General features: G+C 70.6%; 18 protein-coding genes. 12 read left to right on the top strand and 6 right to left on the bottom strand.

What is annotated here, in order from left to right:
• Position 1: 1 nt before the first annotated feature.
• Both OG698_RS35295 and OG698_RS35290 read right to left on the bottom strand, forming a co-directional pair.
• Positions 2–1435, bottom strand: a complete 1434-nt coding sequence (locus OG698_RS35295; RefSeq protein ID WP_406107855.1) for a CitMHS family transporter — start codon at positions 1433–1435, stop codon at positions 2–4.
• A 200-nt stretch (positions 1436–1635) separates the two neighbouring features.
• The gene (locus tag OG698_RS35290; protein WP_406107853.1) at positions 1636–2250 is read right to left on the bottom strand and encodes a TetR family transcriptional regulator; all 615 of its coding nucleotides are present in this window, start codon (positions 2248–2250) and stop codon (positions 1636–1638) included.
• Between the two features lie 205 nt (positions 2251–2455).
• Between OG698_RS35290 and hmgA the strand changes: the two genes are divergently transcribed.
• Genes hmgA through OG698_RS35275 form a run of 3 tightly spaced genes read left to right on the top strand, consistent with a single transcriptional unit; the run spans position 2456 to position 5834 of the window.
• Positions 2456–3772, top strand: coding sequence for a homogentisate 1,2-dioxygenase (hmgA, locus tag OG698_RS35285; RefSeq protein ID WP_406107851.1), 1317 nt, complete (start codon positions 2456–2458; stop codon positions 3770–3772).
• Between the two features lie 40 nt (positions 3773–3812).
• A complete protein-coding gene (locus OG698_RS35280) occupies positions 3813–4562 on the top strand; it encodes a GntR family transcriptional regulator (RefSeq protein ID WP_399970502.1) in 750 nt (249 codons plus the stop codon).
• A gap of 12 nt (positions 4563–4574) precedes the next feature.
• Positions 4575–5834 (top strand): type ISP restriction/modification enzyme, encoded by a 1260-nt coding sequence (locus tag OG698_RS35275; RefSeq protein ID WP_406107849.1) that lies wholly within the window; start codon positions 4575–4577, stop codon positions 5832–5834.
• A gap of 21 nt (positions 5835–5855) precedes the next feature.
• Here OG698_RS35275 and OG698_RS35270 read toward each other — a convergent pair whose 3' ends face one another.
• Positions 5856–6566 carry a TetR/AcrR family transcriptional regulator gene (locus OG698_RS35270; protein ID WP_399970498.1) on the bottom strand — a complete coding sequence of 237 codons (711 nt, stop codon included), beginning with the start codon at positions 6564–6566 and terminating at the stop codon, positions 5856–5858.
• A 63-nt stretch (positions 6567–6629) separates the two neighbouring features.
• Here OG698_RS35270 and OG698_RS35265 point away from each other — a divergent pair, with 63 nt between their 5' ends.
• Positions 6630–7580, top strand: a complete 951-nt coding sequence (locus tag OG698_RS35265) for an ATP-binding cassette domain-containing protein (RefSeq protein WP_406107847.1) — start codon at positions 6630–6632, stop codon at positions 7578–7580.
• Positions 7581–7623: 43 nt separating this feature from the next.
• On the top strand, positions 7624–8409 hold the full coding sequence (locus OG698_RS35260) for an ABC transporter permease (RefSeq protein WP_406107845.1): 786 nt from the start codon (positions 7624–7626) through the stop codon (positions 8407–8409).
• A 16-nt stretch (positions 8410–8425) separates the two neighbouring features.
• Here OG698_RS35260 and OG698_RS35255 read toward each other — a convergent pair whose 3' ends face one another.
• Positions 8426–10177, bottom strand: a complete 1752-nt coding sequence (locus OG698_RS35255; protein ID WP_406107843.1) for an amidohydrolase — start codon at positions 10175–10177, stop codon at positions 8426–8428.
• Positions 10178–10650: 473 nt separating this feature from the next.
• Positions 10651–10923 carry a hypothetical protein gene (locus OG698_RS35250; protein ID WP_100598106.1) on the bottom strand — a complete coding sequence of 91 codons (273 nt, stop codon included), beginning with the start codon at positions 10921–10923 and terminating at the stop codon, positions 10651–10653.
• A 251-nt stretch (positions 10924–11174) separates the two neighbouring features.
• Here OG698_RS35250 and OG698_RS35245 point away from each other — a divergent pair, with 251 nt between their 5' ends.
• On the top strand, positions 11175–12824 hold the full coding sequence (locus OG698_RS35245) for a serine/threonine-protein kinase (RefSeq protein WP_406107842.1): 1650 nt from the start codon (positions 11175–11177) through the stop codon (positions 12822–12824).
• Between the two features lie 32 nt (positions 12825–12856).
• Here the strand turns inward: OG698_RS35245 and OG698_RS35240 are convergent, their stop codons facing one another.
• Positions 12857–13666 carry an SGNH/GDSL hydrolase family protein gene (locus tag OG698_RS35240; protein WP_399970488.1) on the bottom strand — a complete coding sequence of 270 codons (810 nt, stop codon included), beginning with the start codon at positions 13664–13666 and terminating at the stop codon, positions 12857–12859.
• A 345-nt stretch (positions 13667–14011) separates the two neighbouring features.
• Between OG698_RS35240 and OG698_RS35235 the strand changes: the two genes are divergently transcribed.
• From OG698_RS35235 to OG698_RS35210, 6 genes are all read left to right on the top strand, one after another.
• A complete protein-coding gene (locus tag OG698_RS35235) occupies positions 14012–14446 on the top strand; it encodes a hypothetical protein (protein WP_406107840.1) in 435 nt (144 codons plus the stop codon).
• A gap of 1 nt (position 14447) precedes the next feature.
• Complete coding sequence (locus OG698_RS35230; protein WP_399970485.1) at positions 14448–15542, top strand: GNAT family N-acetyltransferase; 1095 nt, start codon at positions 14448–14450, stop codon at positions 15540–15542.
• Positions 15543–15919: 377 nt separating this feature from the next.
• Positions 15920–16717 carry a glycosyltransferase family 2 protein gene (locus OG698_RS35225; RefSeq protein ID WP_406107838.1) on the top strand — a complete coding sequence of 266 codons (798 nt, stop codon included), beginning with the start codon at positions 15920–15922 and terminating at the stop codon, positions 16715–16717.
• Positions 16714–17733 carry a glycosyltransferase family 2 protein gene (locus OG698_RS35220; protein WP_406107836.1) on the top strand — a complete coding sequence of 340 codons (1020 nt, stop codon included), beginning with the start codon at positions 16714–16716 and terminating at the stop codon, positions 17731–17733. Before OG698_RS35225 ends, OG698_RS35220 begins: the two co-directional genes overlap by 4 nt.
• Positions 17730–18530, top strand: coding sequence for a polysaccharide deacetylase family protein (locus OG698_RS35215; RefSeq protein ID WP_406107834.1), 801 nt, complete (start codon positions 17730–17732; stop codon positions 18528–18530). The genes OG698_RS35220 and OG698_RS35215 overlap by 4 nt, the downstream gene beginning before the upstream one ends.
• Positions 18523–22398, top strand: coding sequence for a lipopolysaccharide biosynthesis protein (locus tag OG698_RS35210; RefSeq protein ID WP_406107832.1), 3876 nt, complete (start codon positions 18523–18525; stop codon positions 22396–22398). Before OG698_RS35215 ends, OG698_RS35210 begins: the two co-directional genes overlap by 8 nt.

Genomic DNA, 22398 nt, shown 5'->3' with positions numbered 1-22398 from the left:
GTCAGAGGATCCCGAAGAGGAATCCGGCGCCGAGCATCACCAGCGCGGTGAGCGCGGCCCATTTGACCGTGAATTTCGTGTGGTCGCCGAACTCGACCTTGGCCATGCCGACGAGGACGAAGACGGCGGGGACGAGCGGGCTCGACATGTGCAGCGGCTGGCCGATGAGGGAGGCGCGGGCGATCTCGAGGGTGGAGACGCCGTGCGCGTTCCCGGCCTCGGCGAGGACGGGCAGGATGCCGAAGTAGAAGCCGTCGTTCGACATGAAGTACGTGAACGGGATGGACAGGACGCCGGTGACGAGGGCCATGTGCGGGCCCATCCAGTCGGGGATGCCGCCGACGACCCACTTGGCCATGTGGTCGACCATGCCGGTGCCCTGGAGGACGCCGGTGAAGACGGCGGCGGCGAAGACCATGCCGGAGACGTTCAGGACGTTCTCGGCGTGGGCGGCGAGGCGGGCCCTCTGGTCGGGCATGTGCGGGAAGTTCACCGTGAGGGCGAGCGCGGCGCCCAGGATGAACAGCACCGGGATCGGCAGCCACTCCATGATCATCGCGGTGAGCAGGGTCACCGTCATGAGCGCGTTGAACCAGTAGAGCTTGGGGCGCAGGGTGGCGCGGTTCGGGTCGAGGGCCCCGAAGGTCTCGCCGTCCTCGTTCTCGTACGAGGGCGCCGCGGAGCCGGAACCCGTACCGGCGGCGGCGCCGGAGGACTGCTTGCCGGAGCCGGAAGCCTTACCGCCGGTGGCGCCGGCGCCCACGAGCACCTTCTCGTCGGAGTTCTCCGTGACAGTCTCGGCGACCTCGTCGAGGGAGAGGTAGCCGAGGCGCTTGCGCTCGCGGCGGCCGAGGACGTAGGCGAGGGCGAAGACGAAGAGCAGGCCGACGGCGAGCGCCGGGATCATCGGCACGAAGATGTCGCTGGCGTCGAGCTTCAGCGCGGTCGCGGCGCGGGCGGTGGGGCCGCCCCAGGGCAGCGTGTTCATGACGCCGTTGGCGGTCGCGGCGACGCCCGTCATCACGATCAGGCTCATCTTGAGGCGCTTGTACAGCGGGTACATCGCCGAGACGGTGATCATGAAGGTGGTGGAGCCGTCGCCGTCGAGGGAGACGATCGCCGCGAGGACGGCGGTGCCGACGACGATGCGGACCGGGTCCGCCTTCGCGAACTTCAGGATGCCGCGCACGATCGGGTCGAAGAGGCCGACGTCGATCATCAGACCGAAGTAGACGATGGCAAACATCAGCATCGCCGCGGTGGGCGCGAGGTCACCGATGCCCGCGACGACGTAGTCGCCGAGCTTGGCTCCCTTGCCCACGAAGACGCAGAACAGAGCCGGGATGAGCACGAGCGCCGCGATCGGCGACACCTTCTTCATCATGATCAGCACCAGGAAGGTGGCAATCATGCCGAAGCCGAGGATGGTCAACATGTGGATACCTAACGTTCGCCCTTGAACTTCCACCGGGGCCTTGCAGTCAGCGAGACGTTAGGGCGCGCACATCAGCGTTAACAAGATGTTGACGTGCGAGCAATAAGCGCAAAACTCCAGGTCACGGGGTTGGGTGGCGAGCGAGGGCGCCGGCGGGGACGTTCAGCACCCCGGTGCCCGCAGCCCGACAGGCCCCCGGATCAGTCCAGCGCCCGGGCCAAATACGCCCGCAGAAGCTCCCGCGTCTCCGCGATGACGTTCTCGTCGCCCGACGGGTCGAGCCGGAACGCGAGGCTGACCAGGGCGTCCGCCGATTCGACGGCGATCAGGAACGTGCGCCGCAGAGTGTCGTCGGGCGTGCGATCGAGGTGGGCGGCGAGCAGCTCGGTGAGGCGGTCGGTGAGGCGGTGGTTGGGGCCGGCGTCGGCGCCGACGGGGATCTGGTTGCCGAAGTCGACGAGGGAGAAGCCGGGAGCGGTGCGCTTCATGGCGAGGTACTCGTCGAGGACGGCGTCCATCGCGGCACGCCAGTCGGCCGTGGGGACCTCCGTGAGGCGCCCGGCGACGCGCTCGGCGTAGCGCTGGAGGTTGCGTTCGGCGAGGGCGTCGACGAGGGCGCGCTTGTTGCCGAAGAAGCGGTAGACGGAGCCGATGGGCACCCCGGCGCGGACCGCCACGGCCCGGGTGCTGAGCTCCTCGTAGCCGCCTTCGTCGAGCAGTTGCGCGCAGGAGTCGAGTATCCGGCTCAGGCGTTCGGCGCTGCGCTGCTGGACGGGGGCACGGCGCAGGGAGGCGGTGCGGGGCACGGGGTCCACGGCTGTCACCCGCTCCCGGTGCCGGCGCTCACGAGTACCCCGCGGTGCGCGGCGGCGTACAGGGCCACCCGCGTCCACGGCAGTCCCGGCGTCGTCCACGGCATGCCCCGGAGAGTAGAGGACTGTTCAGCTTCGCGGGGTGCTCTTGCGCGAGGAAAAAGGGAATCCTACGGTTAAGCATAGGAATCATGGACGAGGGAGCGACATGCGTGACGCGAGGAAGACCGCCGAGGGACTTGCCTACCTCTCGGGCTTCGGCAACGAGCACAGCTCGGAGGCGGTGCCCGGCGCTCTGCCCCACGGACGCAATTCGCCGCAGCGCGCCCCGCTCGGTCTGTACGCGGAGCAGCTGAGCGGCACCGCGTTCACCGAGCCGAGGGCGTACAACCGGCGTTCGTGGCTGTACCGGATCCGCCCGTCGGCCGCGCACCCGGCGTTCGTACGGGCGGACAACGGCGCGCTGCGCACCGCCCCCTTCACCGAGTCCGTCCCCGACCCGAACCGGCTGCGCTGGAACCCGCTGCCCGAGCCGGCCCCCGGCACGGACTTCCTGGCGGGCCTGTGGACGCTCGGCGGGAACGGCGACGCGACCCAGCGCACCGGTATGGCCGTGCACCTCTACCACGCCAACTCCTCCATGACGGAACGGGTGTTCAGCGACGCGGACGGCGAGCTCCTGATCGTCCCGGAGCGCGGCGGGCTGCTGCTGCGCACCGAGTTCGGCCTGCTGCACGCGGAGCCCGGCCACGTCGCGCTGATCCCGCGCGGGGTCCGTTTCCGCGTCGAACTCCTCGACGGCTATGCCCGCGGCTACGTCTGCGAGAACTACGGTTCCCCCTTCCGCCTGCCCGACCTGGGCCCGATCGGCGCCAACGGCCTCGCGAACGCCCGGGACTTCATGGTCCCCGTCGCCGCGTACGAGGACACCGAAGGGCCGGTGGAGGTGGTGAACAAGTTCTGCGGAAACCTCTGGCGCGCCACGTACGGCCACTCGCCGCTCGATGTCGTCGCCTGGCACGGCAACCATGTCCCGTACGTCTACGACCTGCGCCGTTTCAATGTCATCGGGTCGCTCAGCTACGACCACCCGGATCCGTCGATCTTCACGGTCCTCACCTCGCCGAGCGACACCCCGGGACTCGCGGGCGTGGACTTCGTCGTGTTCGCGCCGCGCTGGCTGGTCGGCGAGGACACGTTCCGGCCGCCGTACTTCCACCGGAACGTGATGAGCGAGTACATGGGCCTGATCGAGGGGGCTTACGACGCCAAGGCCGAAGGCTTCGTTCCGGGCGGTGGTTCGCTGCACAACATGATGTCGGCGCACGGCCCCGACCGTGAGACCTTCGACAAGGCGTCGGCGGCCGAGCTCAGGCCGCAGAAGGTCGATGACGGGCTCGCCTTCATGTTCGAGACCCGGTGGCCGGTGACCGCGACGGCTCAGGCGGCGCAGGCCGATCACCTCCAGCGCGGCTACGACGACGTGTGGAGCGGGCTCGAGCGGCACTTCAGGACGTCGGACTGAGCCGTTGCACTGAACGCGCCCGACCGATACGGATAGCCCCGTGACCTCTTTCGCCCCGGACTCGATCGTCCTGAACCGCAAGCTGCCGCTCTGGTATCAGGTGTCGCAGTCCCTGCGCGCCTCGATACTCGGGCGCTCCCCCGACGACCCGCTGCGCCTGCCCACCGAGGAACAGCTCGCGGGGCACTACGGGGTGAGCGTCCTGACCATGCGGCAGGCGCTCAAGGAGTTGGAGGACGAGGGACTCATCACCCGGCACCGCAGGCGCGGCACCTTCATCGAACCGGCCGCACTGCGGGGAGCGCCGGTGCGCCTCCTCGGTTCGGTCGACGCCATCGTGGCCCAGCAGTCCGGCATGACGACCGAACTGCTGGACCACGGAACGGTGCCGGTGCCCGGCGCGCTCGCCGAGCACTTCCCTGGGGCCGAGACCGTGGCGACGTACCACCGGCTGCGCTGCGACGAGAAGACCGGCGAGCCCACGAACCACGCCCGCAACTACATCAGGGCCGACCTCGCCGACCGCGTCGACCTGGCCGACCTGGTGCGCTGGCCGATGACGAAGGTCCTGCGCGACGTCGTCGGCGTGCGCATCAGCCGGATCACCGACACCGTCGAGGCCCGGCTCGCGGACCCGGAGACGGCCCGGCTCCTCCAAGTCCCGCTGCTCAGCCCGATCCTGCACTACACGGGCATCACCTACGACGAGGACGGCCGGCCGCTGGACGTCGCCGTCATCCACTACCGCGGCGACCGGTTCTCGTTCACGGTCACTCTCGACGCGCACTGACCGCGTCGTACGATGCCGAACGTGACGCCCGACAGCCTCGAAAGCCTTGTTGACGCGCCGCTGCTCGCGGACCTCATGCCGTGGTCCGTCGCGCCCCTGCGCCTCGGTCGCGCCTGGCCACTGGCCCCGGACCCGGCCTCCCTGAAGGCCCGTTGGTCCGCGTTCGTGAAGGCCGAGGAGGCGGAGCGCGAGAGGCTGCTCGAACCGAGCCGGGCGCGCACCCTGCGCACGGCCCTCGCCCAACTCCCCGGCCGGCGCACCGCGACGGACGACCTGACCCACGCCGCCGGCCCCTGCCCCGAACCCGTCCGGGTGCTGCACGCCCCCTTCGACGAGCAGTGGCTGATACCGGACCACCGGCTGATCGACGCGGCCCGCCCGGAACTGTGGCGGGTGGCCGACGAGAGCCAGCTGTTCCTCGTCGAGCAGGGGTTCGTGCCCGGGGCGGGCGGACCCGCGGTGCTCGCCTGCGCGATCCTGCCCGAGGGCCGCTCCCCCGCAGGACGCCCCGGCCGCATCCGCCCGCTGTACCGGCGCCCTGGGGGCCTTGAACCGAACGTCACGCCCGGTCTGCTCACCGAGCTGTCCGGCCGGTTCGGGCACGAGGTCGGGGCGCGGGACCTGCTCGCCTGGACCCTCGCTGCGGCGCGGCCCTCCCCGCAGGGGCCGCGGGTCCCGCTCCCGGACGACGCCGGACTCTGGGCCTCCGGCACGGCCCTCGGCGAGCGGATCCTGTGGCTGCTGCGCCGCGGCGCCGACGGCGACCGGCCCAAACTTCCCGGCGGCCGCCGCCCGTACGTGCGCGCCCCGCTCCCGGACCGTCCCCAAGCTCTCAACTCCGTTCGAGCAGGGGAGACCCCGTTCGCCGAGCTGCTCTACGACCGCGAGGAGCAGGCCCTGCTCATCGGCGACGGCCGCATCTCCCCGGTCCCCGCCGAGGCCTGGGACTTCCAGGTCAGCGGGGTACGGGTGATCGAGCAGTGGTTCGCCCGCAGGACCACGGCCCCCGAGCCGGGGACGCTGGCCGGGATCCGCCCCAGGACCTGGCCGCAGCCGTGGACGTCGGAGCTCCTGGAGATCGTCACGGTACTGGCGCTGCTGGCCGAGCTGCGCACGCAGCAAGAGGAGCTGATGACTGCCGCCGTCTCGCTCATCACGGCGACGGACCTGCTCAGGGCGCGCGTCCTGCCGCCGGCGCCGGCCACTCGCAGGCCGGCCTCGGTCCTCGACCATCACGAGGAGGGCCCGGGCGGCCAGTTCGCGCTGCTCTGAAGCTCAGTGCTCCTGTCGGACTCAGGAGGGCACGAACCCGTCGAGTGTGCGCGCGAGGGCCCGCTCGAAGGCCGCCTCCATGTCGACGGGTTCGGCGCCTTGCGTGAACGCGGCGGCCAGGTGCGGATACTCGCCGGTCGAGATCCGGCTCACCAGGTAGGCCGTCCGCATGGCGAACTCCCGCTCCTGCGACCAGGGCAGCGAACGGGTCCGCTCGGCGGCGGAGATCTCGTTGGCGACATAGAAGGTCACGACGCCGGTGAGGGACGCGACGAGTTCCATCTTCGTCCCGGCCGGCAGGTCGACCGGTGCGAGGCAGGCCATGCAGTACTCCAGATACCGCAGGGCGTTGGGACTGTAGCCGTAGACGGGTGACATGAGCCGGGGCATCCACGGATGCCGGATCATCAGGGCGCGGGCCTGCCGGGCGACACCGAGCAGGTCGGCGCGCCAGTCGCCGGTCGGCTCGGACAGGTCGTACTCGGCGCTCACCGCGTCGACCATCAGCTCGTAGAGGTCGTCCTTCCTCGGCACGTAGTTGTAGAGCGACATCGTGCCGAGGCCGAGCTCCCCCGCGACCCGCCGCATCGACACCGCGTCGATCCCGTCCGCGTCCGCGACGCGCACGGCGGCGGCCGCGATGTCACCCCTGCCGTAGGCGGGTTTCGGGCCACGTCCCGCGCGCTCGGGGCGCGCCCAGATCACTTCGGGTTCGGCCGCTCGGCCCGTCATCGATCATCACCTCGCCCACCATCGTAGTTACGTACACCGTACGTAGTGCGCTACGGTGGCACCATGACTTCTACGTACGCTGTACTTAGTGAAGGTCTGGAGAAGCGTTACGGCTCAGGGGACCAGGTGGTCCACGCCCTGCGGGGCCTCGATCTCGCCGTCGAGGAGGGCACGGTCTGCGGGCTGCTCGGGCCGAACGGCGCGGGCAAGACGACGGCCGTCCGGGTGCTCACCACCCTGCTGCGGCCCGACGCGGGGTCCGCGCGTGTCGCGGGCCACGACGTCCTGACCGAGTCCGCGGCCGTACGCCGCCGGATCGGCGTCACCGGGCAGTACGCGTCGGTCGACGGCGAGCTCACCGGGCGCGAGAACCTGCGCCTGTTCGCCCGTCTCCTGCGGCTGCCGCGTACCCGCGCCGACGAACTGCTCGACCGCTTCGGCCTCACGGCGGCGGCCGACCGCACGGCCCGTACGTACTCCGGCGGCATGCGGCGCCGCCTCGACCTCGCGGCGAGCCTGCTCACCCGGCCCGCCGTGCTCTTCCTCGACGAGCCGACGACCGGTCTCGACCCGCACAGCAGGAACGCCATCTGGGACGCGGTCCGCGAGCTGACCGGCCAGGGCACGACCGTGCTGCTCACCACGCAGTACCTCGAGGAGGCCGACCAGCTCGCCGACTCCGTGGTCCTGATCGACGGGGGCCGCGCCGCCCACCGGGGCACCCCCGCCGAACTCAAGGCGCAGACCGGCAGTTACGCGGAAGTGGTGGTCGCCGAGGACGCGGCCCTGCACGCCGCGGCCGTCGTCCTCGACCAGCTCACCGGAGCCGAGCCGACCCTCGACCCGGACCGCAGGGCGGTCGGCGTCGTCACCCTCGACCAGACCCTGACCCTCCCCCGCATCGTCCGCGAACTGGACGCGTCCGGCGTCCCGATCGTGGATGCGACCCTGCGCCCGCCGACCCTGGACGAGGCGTTCCTGCGCCTCACCGGCGGCCGGGAACTCGTCGCATGACCGCTCCGCTCACCGACCCCGACTCCCTTCCGGAGGAGACCTGATGACCACCGCGCTCCTGTACGACGGCACGACGATGCTCGGCCGGCACCTCCAGCGGATCCGGCACGCGCCGGCGATCCTCGTGATGACGCAGACGATGCCGATCGTCTTCCTGCTCTTCTTCGGTTACGTCTTCGGCAGCGCCCTGGCGATGCCCGGCGCGGACTACCGCGCCTTCCTGGTGCCGGGCATGCTCGTCGCGACCGCGGCGAACGGGATCATGACCGGGATGTTCACGGCGGCCCAGGACTCGCACCGGGGCGTCATGGACCGCTTCCGCACGCTGCCGATGACCCGTGCGGCCGTCCCCCTCGGGCAGGCGGCGGCCGACATCGTGACGACGGCGGCCGGTCTCGTGCCACTGCTCGCCGTCGGGCTCGCGATGGGCTGGCGGATCGAGGGCGGCGCGCTCGAAGCGGCGGGCGCCTTCGGCCTGTTGCTACTGTTCCGCTTCGCCACGACATGGGTCGGGATCCTGCTCGGGCTCCTGTCGCGCAGCGAGGAGGCGGCGGGCCAGCTCGGCGGCGCGACGTTCATGCTCCCGCTCCTGTCGAACGCGTACATCCCGACGGCGGGCTTCCCCGGCTGGGTGCGGGTGCTCGCCGAGTGGAACCCGATCAGCGCGGTCGCCACGGCCGTACGCGACCTGTTCGGCAACGCCCCCGTGCCGGGAGGCTCCTCGTGGCCGGTGGCGCACCCGGTGGCCGGCTCGCTCGCCTGGTGCGCGGTGCTGCTCGCGGTGTGCGTGCCGCTCGCCGTCCGCCGGTACACCACCGGCGGACGCTGAGCGAACTGCGGCCGGTCTACTTCTGCGGGGCCAGCTCGGGTCCGAGGGAGGAAAACTTCTCGTTCGAGACGACACGCCGGGGCGGCCAGGTGATGTTGTTCGGCGGCCACTTCTGCCCGGTCTTCTTCAGGAACCAGGCCGGCGGCTCGTACATGGGCGGCTCATAGCCGTCCGGCAGGGCCGTCTTCCATTCGACGCCCTTGGTGCGCTCCTTGAACTCGTCCTTGAGGGCCTTGAGCCGCTCGGGCTGCGTGATCAGGTCGACCGCCGTCGCCGCCAGGTACTTCGCGGCGGCGATCACCGCGGCCTGACCGGGGGCCGCCGCGGCGCACGCCGCGGTGGACCAGGTGTGGAACTTGCCGCCGATCGGGGCGAGCGCGGCGCCCATCGACACGGTCGGCACGTTCCAGCTGATGTCGGCCACGTCCGTCGAACCGCCGCCCAGGAAAACGGGGTTGGGCGGGGTCAGTTCCGCGACCTTGTCATGCATGCCGACCTCGGGAAGCCCCAGGGACTTCTGCAGGTCCTTCGCCAGCTGGTGCGCCTCGGCGGTGAACGCGGGCGGGCCGATCTGCCGCATGTTGTCGTACAGCAGTTCCGCGGCAGCCTTGTTGGGCAGCTGGTTCCAGCAGGCGGAGGTGATGCGGTGCTGCACCTTCGTCTGCGAGGCCTTGGCGGCGGCCTCGGAGATCGCGATCACCTTGTCGAGCAGCACCTGGACGCGGGCCGTGCTGCCCTCGCGCACGTAATAGGAGATCTCGGCGATCTCCGGGGTCACGTTCGGGATGTCGCCGCCGTTGTTGATGACCCAGTGCAGGCGCGCGGCCGGCGCCATGTTCTCCTCGCGCAGGAACTCCGACATCGTCGCCATCATCACGGCGGCGTCCAGGGCCGACTTGTTGCCGAGCGGGGTGCCGCCGTGGCCCGCGACACCGAGGAAGGTGAAGGTGACCGCGGTCATGGCGTTGCTGGTGCCCCAGCCGGTGGCGTTGGCGGTGGAGGGGTGCCAGTCGAGGAACGCGTCGAGCCCGTCGTACACGCCCCTGCTGACCGCGTACGTCTTGCCGATCAGCGCCTCCTCGGCCGTGGAGCCGAAGAACTTCACCGTGACCGGCAACTTGTGCTTCTTCGCGGCCTGCGCGACCGCGGCTGCCGCTGCCGCCGCCGCGGTACCGAGGGCGCTGTGGCCGCAGCCGTGGCCTGGCCCGTAGCTCGGGGAGAAGGGGTCGTGGATGTACTCGCGCGGATCGTGGTGGCCGACGCCCTTGTTCTGAGAGAGCCCGGGCAGCGCGTCGTACTCGCCGCTGAAGCCGAGGACCGGGCCGCCGCTGCCGTACGAGAAGGTCGCCGTGAACGCCGTCGGGAAGCCGGCCGTGCCGAACTTGACGTCGAATCCGGCCTTTTCGAGGAATCCGGCTTCGGCGACCGAGGAGTTCCACTCGCGCAGCGACAGCTCGGCGTGCTCCCAGATCTCCTCGTTCAGGCCCGTGATGCGGGAGGAGTTGGAGGTGATCCAGCCCAGGGCGGAGGACTTGGCCGAGCTGTCCTCGGCGAGGCCCTCGGGCGCCTTGTACGCACCGGCCTCCTCGGCTATGGAGTCGGCGGCCGCGGCCATCGCCGGGTCGGCCTCGGCGGTCATCGCTGCGGCGGTCACTCCGGCCGCGCCGAGCAGTTGCATGATGCGGCGCCTGCTGAGCTGCGGACCGGCGGCGGTCTGTGTCGTCCCGTGCTCATGCTCGTGCTCGTGCTGGTCGTGCAGGTCACACACGCGCGTACCTCCGGGGGTGAGGTTTCCGTGTACAGGCCAAATGATCGGGATCAGGCGCAACATTGACCCCGGAACTTTGCCTCGTCAACATCCGTGCATGACAAAGCTGTTACGCATCGGACATGGGTGACTGCGCGCGGCGACGCCGACAGGGTCGTCAACAGGCCCCGGAATGACGGAAAACCGACCGTGCGGAGGGCACGCGTCGGTGGTGAGGGAGATGTACGGCGACGGCGGCGCACCGGGAGCGGGAAGGGTACGGCTCATATGCCGTGTCGGCGCTTATGCCGTGTCGGCGCGTATCAGCGCCGCCTCAGCGCCGGGGTGACAGGAGATATCTGTCCCGCGTCAGGCGAACACGCCTGGGCGACGCCGCGTGCCGTGGGGATGACGGTCGCGGAGATCGCGGCGCCGTGCCGGTACGGCATGGTCGCCTGAGCGCGGGATCGGGCTGTGCCGGTGATGACCGCCTGTCAGCGGCGGCCGCCGAACAGCGAGCGGCGCAGTCGCCGCAGTGGTGCGAAGAGCGAGACCCGGCTCACTCGCGCGCCCCTGCTGCTGCGCTCGTGCGCGACGTCACGCGAGGTGAGCTCACGCATCAGCAACGTCGCCTCGGCCGCTTCGCGCTGCGGGACGGCGGGACCGCCCAGCACCGAGAGATGGCGGTCGAGACGCGTGCTGGTCGCGCTGCTCCCGCAGGTGATCGCAGGCACACGTGGCCTGCTGCGCACTGTTATCTGTTCCATGTCACTCCCCACCCGTACGAGGGCACCCGGCCCGGGCAGGTTAACCCTATCGCCCCGTGGTGACACTCGTGTATCCCGGTCGCAGGATTCACCTCCCCTATAAGGAGGTTGACGATTACTCACCGAATCCAACTGATTCCAGGGCGAGTTGGACATGGCGGGCATGAACGGGCACGTCCGGAACGTGGGCGATCTCACGGACACTGGGCTAGCTTTGTGGAGAATCGCACCGCTACGGATGGGGGTCGCCCGTGAGCGAGAGTCCGGGCAGTCGAGGGGCCGGCGAAGCGCGTGTGATCGCGGGGCGGTACCGGCTGCTGAGCCCCCTGGGCGAGGGCGGCATGGGCACCGTCTGGCGCGCCCGCGACGAGGTCCTGGGCCGTGAGGTCGCCGTCAAGGAGGTACGCGCCCCGGCCGGGCTCCCGACGGGCGAGGTCGACCGGATGTACGCGCGCCTGGAGCGGGAGGCCTGGGCCGCGGCCCGCATCTCGCACCGGAACGTGGTCACCGTCTACGACGTGGCGACGGAGGACGGCCGCCCCTGGATCGTGATGGAACTGGTGCGCGGGCTCTCCCTCTCCGACCTCCTGGACGCCGAGGGCCCGCTGCCCCCGCGGCGCGCCGCGCACATCGGGGCCGAAGTGGTCGCCGCGCTGCGTGCCGCGCACGAGGCGGGCGTTCTGCACCGGGACGTGAAGCCGGGCAATGTGCTGATCGCGAACGACGGGCGCATCGTCCTGACGGACTTCGGCATCGCCACGGTCGAGGGCACGTCGGCGATCACGATGACGGGCGAGGTGATCGGCTCGCCCGAATTCCTCTCTCCGGAAAGGGCGTTGGGGCGCACACCGGGACCCGAGTCCGACCTGTGGTCGCTCGGGGTCCTGCTGTACGCGGCCGTCGAGGGACAGTCGCCGTTCCGGCAGGAGACGCCGCTGAGCACGCTGCGGGCGGTCGTGGACGAGGAGCTGCCGCCCGCCCGCCGCGCGGGCCCGCTGGCCCCCGTCATCGAGGGGCTGCTGCGCAAGGACCCGGCCGAGCGGACTCCGGCGGCCGACGCCGAGCGTGATCTGCGGCAGGTGGGCGCGGGCGGCACGCCCCGCGCGGGCACGGTCTTGGCGTCCCCGGAGTCGGCGCGGACACAGACGTCGTGGCAGGGGACGCCGCCGGCTCCGGTTCCGGCCGGATTCGGTTCGGGGCAAGGCGCGACGGTCTCCCCGGATCCGGCCACGACGCATCCGGAGCGCCCTCGTCGCTCCGTCGCCGTCCTGCTGGCCGGTGTCGTGGCGCTGCTTCTTGCGCTCGGCGGGCTCACATACGCGCTGATGAACCGGGGTGACGGGAGCGACAACTCCGGGGGGAGCAGCGGGAGTTCCAGCGGAAGTTCCAGCGGGAGTTCGTCCGGCGCGTCCAGCAGCCCCTCGGACGATGATTCGAAGGGTGGCGGTGGCGGCTCGCCGAGCGGGGACGACGGCAGCGGCAAGGGCGGCGGCGGAGAGCACTCGACGCCGCCGCAGCAGTCCGTGCGGGTCAGCGTCTCGGCAGTGCGTGGGAGTTACAGCGGCACCTGTCCACCGCCGGGAGGCGAGGCTCCGGCCTTCAGGGCGACGTTCACGGTGGGCCGCGTGCCCGTCGACGTCCAGTACCGCTGGGTCACGGAGAGCGGCGAGTCGAGCGACCCCGGGTGGAAGACGCTCAGCTTCGTGTCCGGCGGCCCGAAGACCAGGCCGGTCGACCATGTCGAGACGGGCTACACGGACGGGGCCACGCTCCACAACCAGGTCAGCGTGGAGGTGCGCGACCCCGTCCGTGCCACGTCGAACTCGGTGGCGTACGCGGTGACGTGCAAGACGGAGCCCCCTACGGGCGGGACCTCCCCCTCGCCTTCACCGTCGTACTAGGTACGCAGACGTACGCAGAAGTACAGGTGGTACTAGGCGGCCGCGCTGAACACGGGGAGGTAGCCGCCGGACTGGCCGGCCGCGGTGGGGTGGTAGGACTCGCTGGGGTCCAGCCAGTTGACGCTGTGCAGCCAGGCGCTGCCGGAGCAGATCTCGTGACCGGTGAAGGTCGAGGTCACGTTGCCGAAGGTGAAGCCGTGGTCGGCGGCCTGCTTGGCGGTGGTGGAGTTGATCAGGTCGGCCGCGCCGTTGATCGCGGCGCGCTCGGTCTCGGTCAGGCCCGCGATGCAGGAGCCGTTGAGCTGGTAGAAGCGCGGGTAACCCAGGACGACGACATGGGCGGCCGGTGCCCTCGCGGTGATCGCGGAGTACACCGAGTTGAGCTGGCCGGGCAGGGTGTTCTGGACGTACGCCTTGGCCTGGTTGACGCGGGCGACACAGGTCGACTCGGACTGCAGGACACAGGTGGTCATGACGTCCGCGAAGCCCGCGTCGTTGCCGCCGATCGACAGCGAGACGAGGCCGGTGCCGGAGTTGAGCGGGCCCAGCTGTCCGGAGAGAACATCACCCGTGCGAGCGCCCGAGCAGGCGGTGAAGCTGAAGCTCGAGGGTGAGTGGGAGGCCGCCCAGAGTGCGGGATAGGCCTTCGTGCTGCGCTTGCAGGAGCCGCTGGAGCTGTCGTAGCTGCCGGCACCCACGCCGGACGAGTACGAGTCGCCGAGGGCCACATAGCCCGTGGCTGCGGCCTGTTCGGACGCCTGGGCCGCTGTCGCCCCGGTGAGGGCGACGCCGGCCGCGAAGAGGATTGAGGTCACGTACGCCGAAATTCGGAAACGTCTCATGAAAACCTCCTTTAGCAGGATCTCTGCCACAACTGTGGTAGCACGCCCCACAGTTGACCGGAAGTGTCCATGTCAACTTTTCTCCGTACGCCTCACGAGAGTTCGCCCGGCGTTCGATTGCAGGTACATGTCAGGCTTATGACATACCCTCAACTTCCTTGCGCTACGCCCGTAGACCGGTCGATCTCAACTACCCCTGTGTGAACGTGAGTTCCCCCGTGGCGCACCAGGTCTCCGGGGAACGTGCGTATGACAGCCGCACGCTCCCTGCGCGTCTTGACTGGGGCCCCGGGACTGCGCGACATTGAAGCCCGGCATCCGGCGCTTCGGGGGGCAAAGTCGCCAATGCAGACCATCGGCATCAAGCCACCGTCATCAGACAGAGCACCGTCACCTGCGCAGTCGGGACGCAGCAGGGACGTATCGCCCCTGGGGGCAGGTGTCGCCGCCGCCGTCGCAGGGGTCGGCGCGGTACTGGCGCTCGCGGACATCTCGTCGCCGTTGCGCGGCCCGTTGACGCTGTTCTTCCTGCTCGCGGCGCCGGGCGCCGCGATCGGTTCGGCGTTGCGCGGACTCGATCCGTGGGGCCGCTGGATCTGTGCCGTCGCGGGAGCGGTCGCGCTCGACCTGCTCGTGGCCGAGGCGATGCTCGCCACGCATCGCTGGTCGGTGACCGGCGGGGTCGCCACGATCGCGGTGATCAGCGTTGTCGGCCTCGTCGCGCCCGTGGTCCCCGCGCGGCGGCTCCTCGGCCGCGCACCGGGAAGGCGGGACTCCTGACGTGGACATCACCCTGCACCGGCCCGGTGAGCTGACCGCCGCCGACCGGGCCGCCTGGACCGCCATGCAGTCCAAGGCACATCTGCACGGCTCGCCCGAGCTGGCGAACCCCTTCCTCTCGCCCGAGTTCACCCTCGCGATGGGCCGTTGCCGGCGCGGCGTGCGGATAGCCGTCGTGCGCGAGGACGGCGAACCCGCGGCGTTCTTCCCGTTCCAGAGATCCGTCACCGGCGTCGGCAGAGCCGTCGGCCTCGGCGTCTCCGACAGCCAGGGCCTGGTGCACAGACCCGGCTTCGAGTGGGACGCCCGCGACCTGCTGCGGGCCTGCGGGCTCTCGGTATGGGAGTTCGACCACCTGACGGGAGGCCAGGAGCCGTTCGAGGCGGAGGCCTCCGGCAGCTTCCCTTCCCCGGTCATGGACGTCGACCAGGGATACGAGACGTATCTGCGCCTGCTGCGCGAGCGGTCGCCGAAGTTCACCAGGACGACGCTGGCCAAGGACCGCAAGCTGGGCCGGGATGCCGGCGAGGTGCGCTACGTGCACGACGAGCGCGACCCGGAGGCCCTGGCGACGCTGATGGAGTGGAAGTCGGCCCAGTACCGCAGGACCGGCCGCAGCGACCGCTTCGCGCACGCCTGGATCAACCGCCTCGCGCAGCAGCTCTTCCACACCTCTTCGGAGCCGTTCGCCGGGATCCTGTCGGTCCTGTACGCGGGCGGGAAGCCGGTCGCCGCGCACTTCGGGCTCCGCTCCGAACGCGTGCTCGCCTGCTGGTTCCCGGCCTACGACCCGGCGTTCGCGAAATTCTCGCCCGGGCTGATCCTGCATCTGCGCATGGCCGAGGCGGCCGCCGCCGACGGCATCGCCTATCTGGATCTCGGCCGCGGCCAGAAGGAATACAAGGACTCCCTCAAGACACGGGAACTGACCGTGCACGAGGGTTGGGTGACGCGCCGTCATCCGGTCGCGCTCGGACACCGGGCGCGCCGCGCTCCGGTCCGGGCGCTGCGCAACACCGTGCTGTCCCGGCCCGAGTTCTTCGAGCCGGCCGACAAACTCCTGAAACGAATGGGGAAAATTCGTTCGGGGGGTTAATGGCGAGGGCCAGGTAAAGGTCAAAACGACAGAAAAGTGAGGCCTCGTTACGGGCCTTGCCATACAGTCTCAATCATCAATACCGTCGTACATCCACCCGCATCGGACCGTCAACGCAATAGCGATCTAGGGGAGGGCTCGAGATCGCGATGGTCGGGCGCGGGGGCGCGGTAGGGGGGTGCCGTGCTCGGTGACCGAGTTTCCGCCGAGTCGCGTGCCGCGTGGCCGATTTAGTCGATCGGTCTATTTTGCCAGCTCACTCGGCCTGTACAGAGCTGTATTTGTCATGGCCGTAGGTGAGCACCCCCCTTTCGAACCGGATAAACAATCGGACCGCCCGGGGGCGGGCGGTCCACCGGACGAGAGGGACCAGACTCATGAGTTCTTTTGTGCGTCCTGCGATAGCCGGCCAGTACAGGGCGATCTCGACCCATCTCGCGATTGCGCCGCCGGTGAGCGTCGTGATCCCCGCCATGAATGAGGCGGAAAATCTTCCGTATGTGTTCAAGACACTTCCCGACTGGATCCACGAAGTGGTGCTCGTCGACGGGAATTCCACCGACAACACGGTGGAAGTCGCCCGCGAACTGTGGCCCGACGTGGTCGTCGTCCCGCAGCGCGGCAAGGGCAAGGGCGACGCGCTGATCACCGGCTTCGCGGCGTGCACCGGGGACATCATCGTGATGGTCGACGCGGACGGTTCCGCGGACGGCCAGGAGATCGTCTCCTACGTCTCCGCCCTGGTCTCGGGGGCCGACTTCGCCAAGGGCTCCCGCTTCGCCAACGGCGGCGGCACCGACGACATGACGCCGATCCGCAAACTCGGCAACTGGGCTCTGTGCACGGTCGTCAACAAGAAGTTCGGCGCCCGCTACACCGACCTCTGCTACGGCTACAACGCGTTCTGGCGGCGCTGCCTGGACCAGATCGACCTCGACTGCACCGGCTTCGAGGTCGAGACCCTGATGAACATCCGGGTCGTCAAGGCCGGCCTCAAGGTCCAGGAGATCCCGAGTCACGAGTACCTGCGCATCCACGGCGTGAGCAATCTGCGCGCCGTGCGGGACGGGCTGCGGGTCCTCAAGGTGATCCTCAAGGAGCGCTCGACCCGGCGCGCGCAGCGCCGCCGCACGCAGGCGAGCATCCTCAACACGGGGCGGGGAGAGGTGTCTTGAGCGCTCACGCCCCGCACGGCGGCGTGTCCGTCGTGATCTGCGTCTACACCGAGGACCGCTGGGAGGACATCCTCGCGGCGGTGTCCTCGGTGCGGGCGCAGTCGCTGCCGGCTCTCGAGACGCTGCTGGTGGTCGACCACAATCCGGCTCTCCTGGAGCGTCTCGGCAAGGAGTTCAAGGAGTCCGACGACGTGCGCGTGCTCGCCAACGCGGGCCCGCGCGGCCTGTCGGCCGGACGCAACACGGGCATCGCCGTCTCGCGCGGCGGGATCATCGCGTTCCTCGACGACGACGCGGTCGCGGAGCGGGACTGGCTGCGTCACTTCGCCGCCGGGTACGAGGATCCCCTGGTCATGGCCGTGGGCGGGCGTACGGAGCCCATCTGGGCCTCGGGCCGCCGCCCCGCGTGGTTCCCCGAGGAGTTCGACTGGGTCGTCGGCTGTACGTACAAGGGGCTGCCGCGCGGGAAGGTGCGGGTGCGCAACGTGCTCGGGGGGAACGCCTCGTTCCGGCGGTCCGCGTTCGACGCGGCGGGCGGCTTCGCGACGGGCATCGGCCGCGACGGCGACAAACGGCCGCTCGGCTGCGAGGAGACGGAGCTGTGCATCCGGCTCACCCGCGCCCGGCCGGACGCGGTGCTCCTGATCGACGACCGCGCGGTGATCCACCACCGGGTCCCCGCGGGCCGCGAGCGCTTCGCCTACTTCCGCACCCGGGCGTACGCCGAAGGGCTTTCCAAGGCGCTGGTCGCGCAGAGCGTGGGAGCCGACAAGGGCCTGGAGTCCGAGCGGCGCTACGCCACGCGGGTCCTGCCGGCCGGAGTGGCGCGCGGAGTACGGGACTTCGTCCTGGCGCGGCCGGGGGGCGCGGGGCGGGCCGGGGCGATCGTGGCCGGAGTCCTCACGACCGCCGGCGGGTACGCGCTCGGGAGTTTCCGGGCGCGCAGGACGGGCGCGACGTTCTCGGTCGTGGAGATCGGGGAGGCCCGGGCCGCCGAGGGGGGTGGACCGTCATGAGCACACCCGTGCCGATCCTCATGTACCACTCGGTGGCGCGTGAGCCGAACGACGCGACGCGCGAGCTGTCGGTGACGCCCGAGGCGTTCGCCGAGCAGCTCGCGGCGGTCGCCGACCTCGGCCTCACTCCCCTGACGACCGCCGAACTCGCCGCGGTCTGGCGCTCCCCGGGGCGCGCCCTGCCCGAGCGGCCCGCCCTCATCACCTTCGACGACGGCTACGAGGGCGTGCACCGCCACGCGCTCCCCGTCCTCGCCAAGCACGGCTTCCCGTCGACGCTGTTCGTGTCGACGGGCTGGCTGCGCGGGGCGTACGACACCGGGGGCGGGCTCGACACGATGCTCGGCTGGGACGAGGTGCGCGCGCTCGCCCACGCCGGAACGGAGATCGGCGGGCACAGCCACACGCATCCGCAGCTCGACCAGCTCGACGACGATGCGCTCGGGTTCGAGCTGCTGCGCTGCAAGGAGATCGTCGCCGATGAACTCGGCGCGGTGCCCGTGTCGTTCGCGTACCCGTACGGCTACTCCAGCCGACGGGTGCGCGCCGCCGTGCGCGGGGCCGGGTTCGCCCAGTCCCTGGCCGTCGGCAACGGACTGGCCAGGCGGCGGCAGGGCCCGTACGCACTCCAGCGCGTCACCGTGCGCCGCGCCACCGGTATCGAGGAGTTCACGCGGCTCGTGGAGGGCCGCGCGATCACCCGTAACTTCGTCAGGGACCGTGCCCTCACCAAGGGGTACGCCCTGGTCCGCAGAGCCCGACAGGTCCGCCGGAAGGCAATCCGAACCCGTGTCTGACACGACCACCGCCCAGGCCGCCACGACCACTCCGACGACCGAGCCCCAGCCACCGGCCGGCCGCAGACTGCGTCTGCCCGGCATGGGCAGGGGCGGCAAGGGCGACAAGGAAGCCATGGGCTCGGGGGGCGGGAACCAGCTGTTCCGCAACGCCTATGCCCTGATGCTCAACACCGGCATCTCCGGGGTGCTCGGCGTCGGCTTCTGGCTGGCCGCCGCGCACTACTACACGGCGGACGCGGTCGGTCAGGGCTCGGCGGCGATCGCGGCGATGAAGTTCCTCGCGGGGCTCACCGCCGTGACGCTGACGGGCGCCCTGGCCCGTTTCATCCCCATCGCGGGACGGGCCACGGGGCGGTTCATCTTCCGCACATACGCGGGCAGTTCCGTCGCTGTGTCCTTCGCGGCGCTCGTCTTCCTGCTCACGCTCGACGTGTGGGGACCCTCGTACCGCTTCCTGCACGGGCCGGTGAACGGGCTCGGTTTCATCGCGGCTGTTGTCGCCTGGTCACTGCTCACGCTCCAGGACGGTGTGCTGACCGGCCTGCGCAGCGCGCTGTGGGTACCGGTCGGCAACACCGTGTTCTCGACAGTGAAGCTGGGGCTGCTCGTCGCCTTCGCCGTTGCCGTCCCGACCACCGGCGTGTTCGTGTCGTGGGTCGTCGCCATCGCCACGTCGGTGGTGCCGCTGGGCTGGCTGGTGTTCCGGCGCCTCGTGCCGCGCCACATCAAGGCCACCGGCGGCAAGGCGGACCCGCCGACTCTGCGCCAGATGGGCCGCTTCCTGGCGGGCGACTACACGGGCTCTCTGTTCTCGCTCGCCGTGGTCTATCTCGTCCCGGTCCTGATCGCCTCGCAGGTCAGCTCCGCCGACAACGCGTACTTCTACATCACCACCACCATCGGCGGCACCGTCAATCTGCTGGCCATCAACATGGGCGCCTCGCTGACCGTGGAAGGCTCGCACGACCCGGCGCTGCTCGCGGCCAACACGCGCGCGGCGCTGCGCCGGATGGCCCGCATCATGATCCCCGTCTGTGGGCTCCTGTTCCTCCTCGCGCCGCACGTCCTGCGCGTGTTCGGCGAGGAATACGCGCACGCGGCGACCCCGCTGCTGCGCTGGTTCGCCGTCGGCGCGGCGCTGCGCGTGGTCATGGAGACGTACTTCGCGGTGCTGCGTGCGCAGAGCCGGACGGCCGGACTCGCCTGGCTGCAGGGCCTGTTGTGCGTCCTGGTCCTCGGTCTGACGCTGCTGCTCCTGCCCCGGATGGGCCTGACGGGCGCGGGCGTCGCGGAGATCTCCAGCCTGGCCGTGATCGTGGCGCTCGCCGCGCCGAAGCTGTACCGCATCGTGCGGACGGCTCCCCCGCCGCGGCCGACCGTCGTGGCGGCCCCGGACGGCGATCTGGCCGACCTCGGCACTCCGGACGTGACCATGGGGGCCAAGCGTCAGGGCGCCGGGCAGGCGCTGCGCGGCACGCTCGACTCGGACACCCTGCACCTCGCGGTGCAGCTCAATCTGGACCATCAGGAGCGGCGCCCCGACGTGCGGCCGGGGCCCGCGACACCCGCGCACGGGACGCCGGCGGCGGGGGGCGGGGAGGACGACATGGGACACCGGCCGACCTGGGCGCTGAAGTCCCCACCGGCGCCGAGACCGCCCGCGGAGCCGGAACCGAAGCCGGCCACCGCCTCTGCCACATCCGAAACCTCTGCCACGTCGGAGGCTTCTGCCACCTCAGGCATCGCCGGCACATCCAGCATCTCAGGCACTGATGGCACCTCTGACACCGCAGTTCTCGCCCCGCCTGCCACGGACGCGCCCGCCGCCCGGACCCTGCGGGACCGGCTCGCGCTCCTCAGCCCTCGCGTGGTCGTCCTGGCACTGCTGCTCGTCGCCGCGCTCGGGCTCTACTGGGGACCCGTACTGGGCCTGGGCGACGGCGATCTCGACGGGATGGGCGGGCTCGGGCTCATCTCGGTGCTGCCGCCCGCGACGCTGCTGGGCGCGGCGCTCCTGATCGGCGTGTTCGCGTCCCTTCTGTGGCTCGAACGCCCGCACAAATGGCTGCTGTTGCTGACGCTGCTCGCCACGGTCGTCTCGCTGCACGCGCTGCCCGCCGTGATCGAGGCGGAGCCGCGGTTCGCGACAGCGTGGCAGCACCTCGGCTTCATGGAGTACATCGACAGGACCGGCTCGGCGGTGCCCGATCTGGACGCGCGCTGGAGCTGGCCGGGGTTCTTCGCCGTCGCGACGTTCTTCGCCAAGGCGTGCGGCGTCACAGACATGACCGAGGTCGTCCGCTGGTGGCCGCTCGCCATGCAACTGCTCTACCTGGCGCCGATGTTCCTGCTCACGCGCTCGATGCGGGCGAGCTGGCGCGCCCGGTGGACCGGGCTGTGGATCTTCGTGCTGAGCGGCTGGGTCGGCCAGGACTACTTCTCCCCGCAGGGCTTCACGTACCTCCTCTACCTGGCCTTCGTCGCCATCCTGCTGGTGTGGTTCCGGGCGCCGCGGGTGCTGTGGACGAAGCGGCGGCCCGGCGAGCTGGAGGTCGAGCCCACCGACCGGCGCCAGCGGGCGGTGCTGCTGCTCGTCCTGATCGGCCTGTTCGCGGCGACGGTCCCGGCCCACCAGCTCACCCCGTTCGTGATGCTCGGGGTCCTCGCGGTCCTGGTGCTCGTGGGCCGCTCCGAGCTGCGCGGCCTGCCGATCCTGTTCGCGGTCCTGGTCGCCGTCTGGGTCTCATTCCTCGCGGAGCCGTACTGGTCGGGCCACTTCGACGAGCTGTTCGGCGGGCTCGGCGGCGTCGGCGGCAATGTGTCGTCGTCGGTCACTGGGCGTATCCAGGGCGGCAGTTCGGCCCACAAACTCGTCCTCTACGCGCGCGTGCTGCTCGCCGGAGGTGTGATGGCGTTCGCGTGCTGGGGCTGGTGGCGGCGGCGCGACGCCAAGTACCGGGAGCGCTCCCTCCTCGTCCTGACGTTCGTCCCGTTCCTGGGCTTCGGCATGCAGTCGTACGGCGGCGAGATGGCGCTGCGCGTCTTCATGTTCGCGCTGCCGGGCGCCGCGCTGCTCGCCGGCCTCGCGCTGTTCCCGCGCACCGGGATCACCGCGAAGGAACGCGACCGCGACCGGGTGAGCCTCGCGCCGCTCGCCGCGCTGATGGCCGGCCTGATCCTCATGGGCGGCTTCCTCGTGGCGCGCTGGGGCAACGAGCCGTTCGAGCGGATCAGGCCGGGCGAGGTCGCGGCCATGGACTACGTCTACGAGCACGACGCCCCGACGGTCCGCCTCCTGTGGATGAGCAACGACACCGTCGACAACGTGACGCCCGCGCTGCCGTGGGGCACGCGTGACATGGAGAAGGTGCAGTACGTTCCCACGCTCGCGCCCGTCGACCCGGTGCTCGTCTCCAGCCTGGTGAAGGCGCTCAAGGACGCGGGCCCGAACTCGTACCTCATGATCAACAAGAGTCAGGTCGTCTATCTGCAGATGGACGTCGGCTACTCGAAGACCTGGGAGACGCGGCTCATCCGCAATCTCGACGACCGCCAGGAGCTGACGAAGGTCCTCGTCAACGCCGACGTCACGATGTACACCCTGCGCAAGCAGCCGAGCGGCAAGGTCCCGAAGGCCGAGCCGGGGCCGATCGGCCCGCAGATCACCTGGACCCCGTGGTCCGTGGTGGGCGGCCTCGCGGCCGTCGCCCTGGTACTGCTGCTCGGGGCGCGCGAGTTCGTACGGGTGGCGGTCCGGCCGGGCGTGCGGCAACTGCGCTGGCTGCAGAGCAGCTTCTGGTTCTCGCTGCCGCTGCTCGCGGTGCTGCTCGCGTCCATCCTCCAGAGGTTCCTGACGATGGCGTAG

It is taken from the genome of Streptomyces sp. NBC_01003 (assembly GCF_045162695.1).
Taxonomy (GTDB): Bacteria; Actinomycetota; Actinomycetes; order Streptomycetales; family Streptomycetaceae; genus Streptomyces.
The sequence above is the reverse complement of the archived record's forward strand: the minus strand, read 5'-3'. Positions and strand labels throughout refer to the sequence as shown.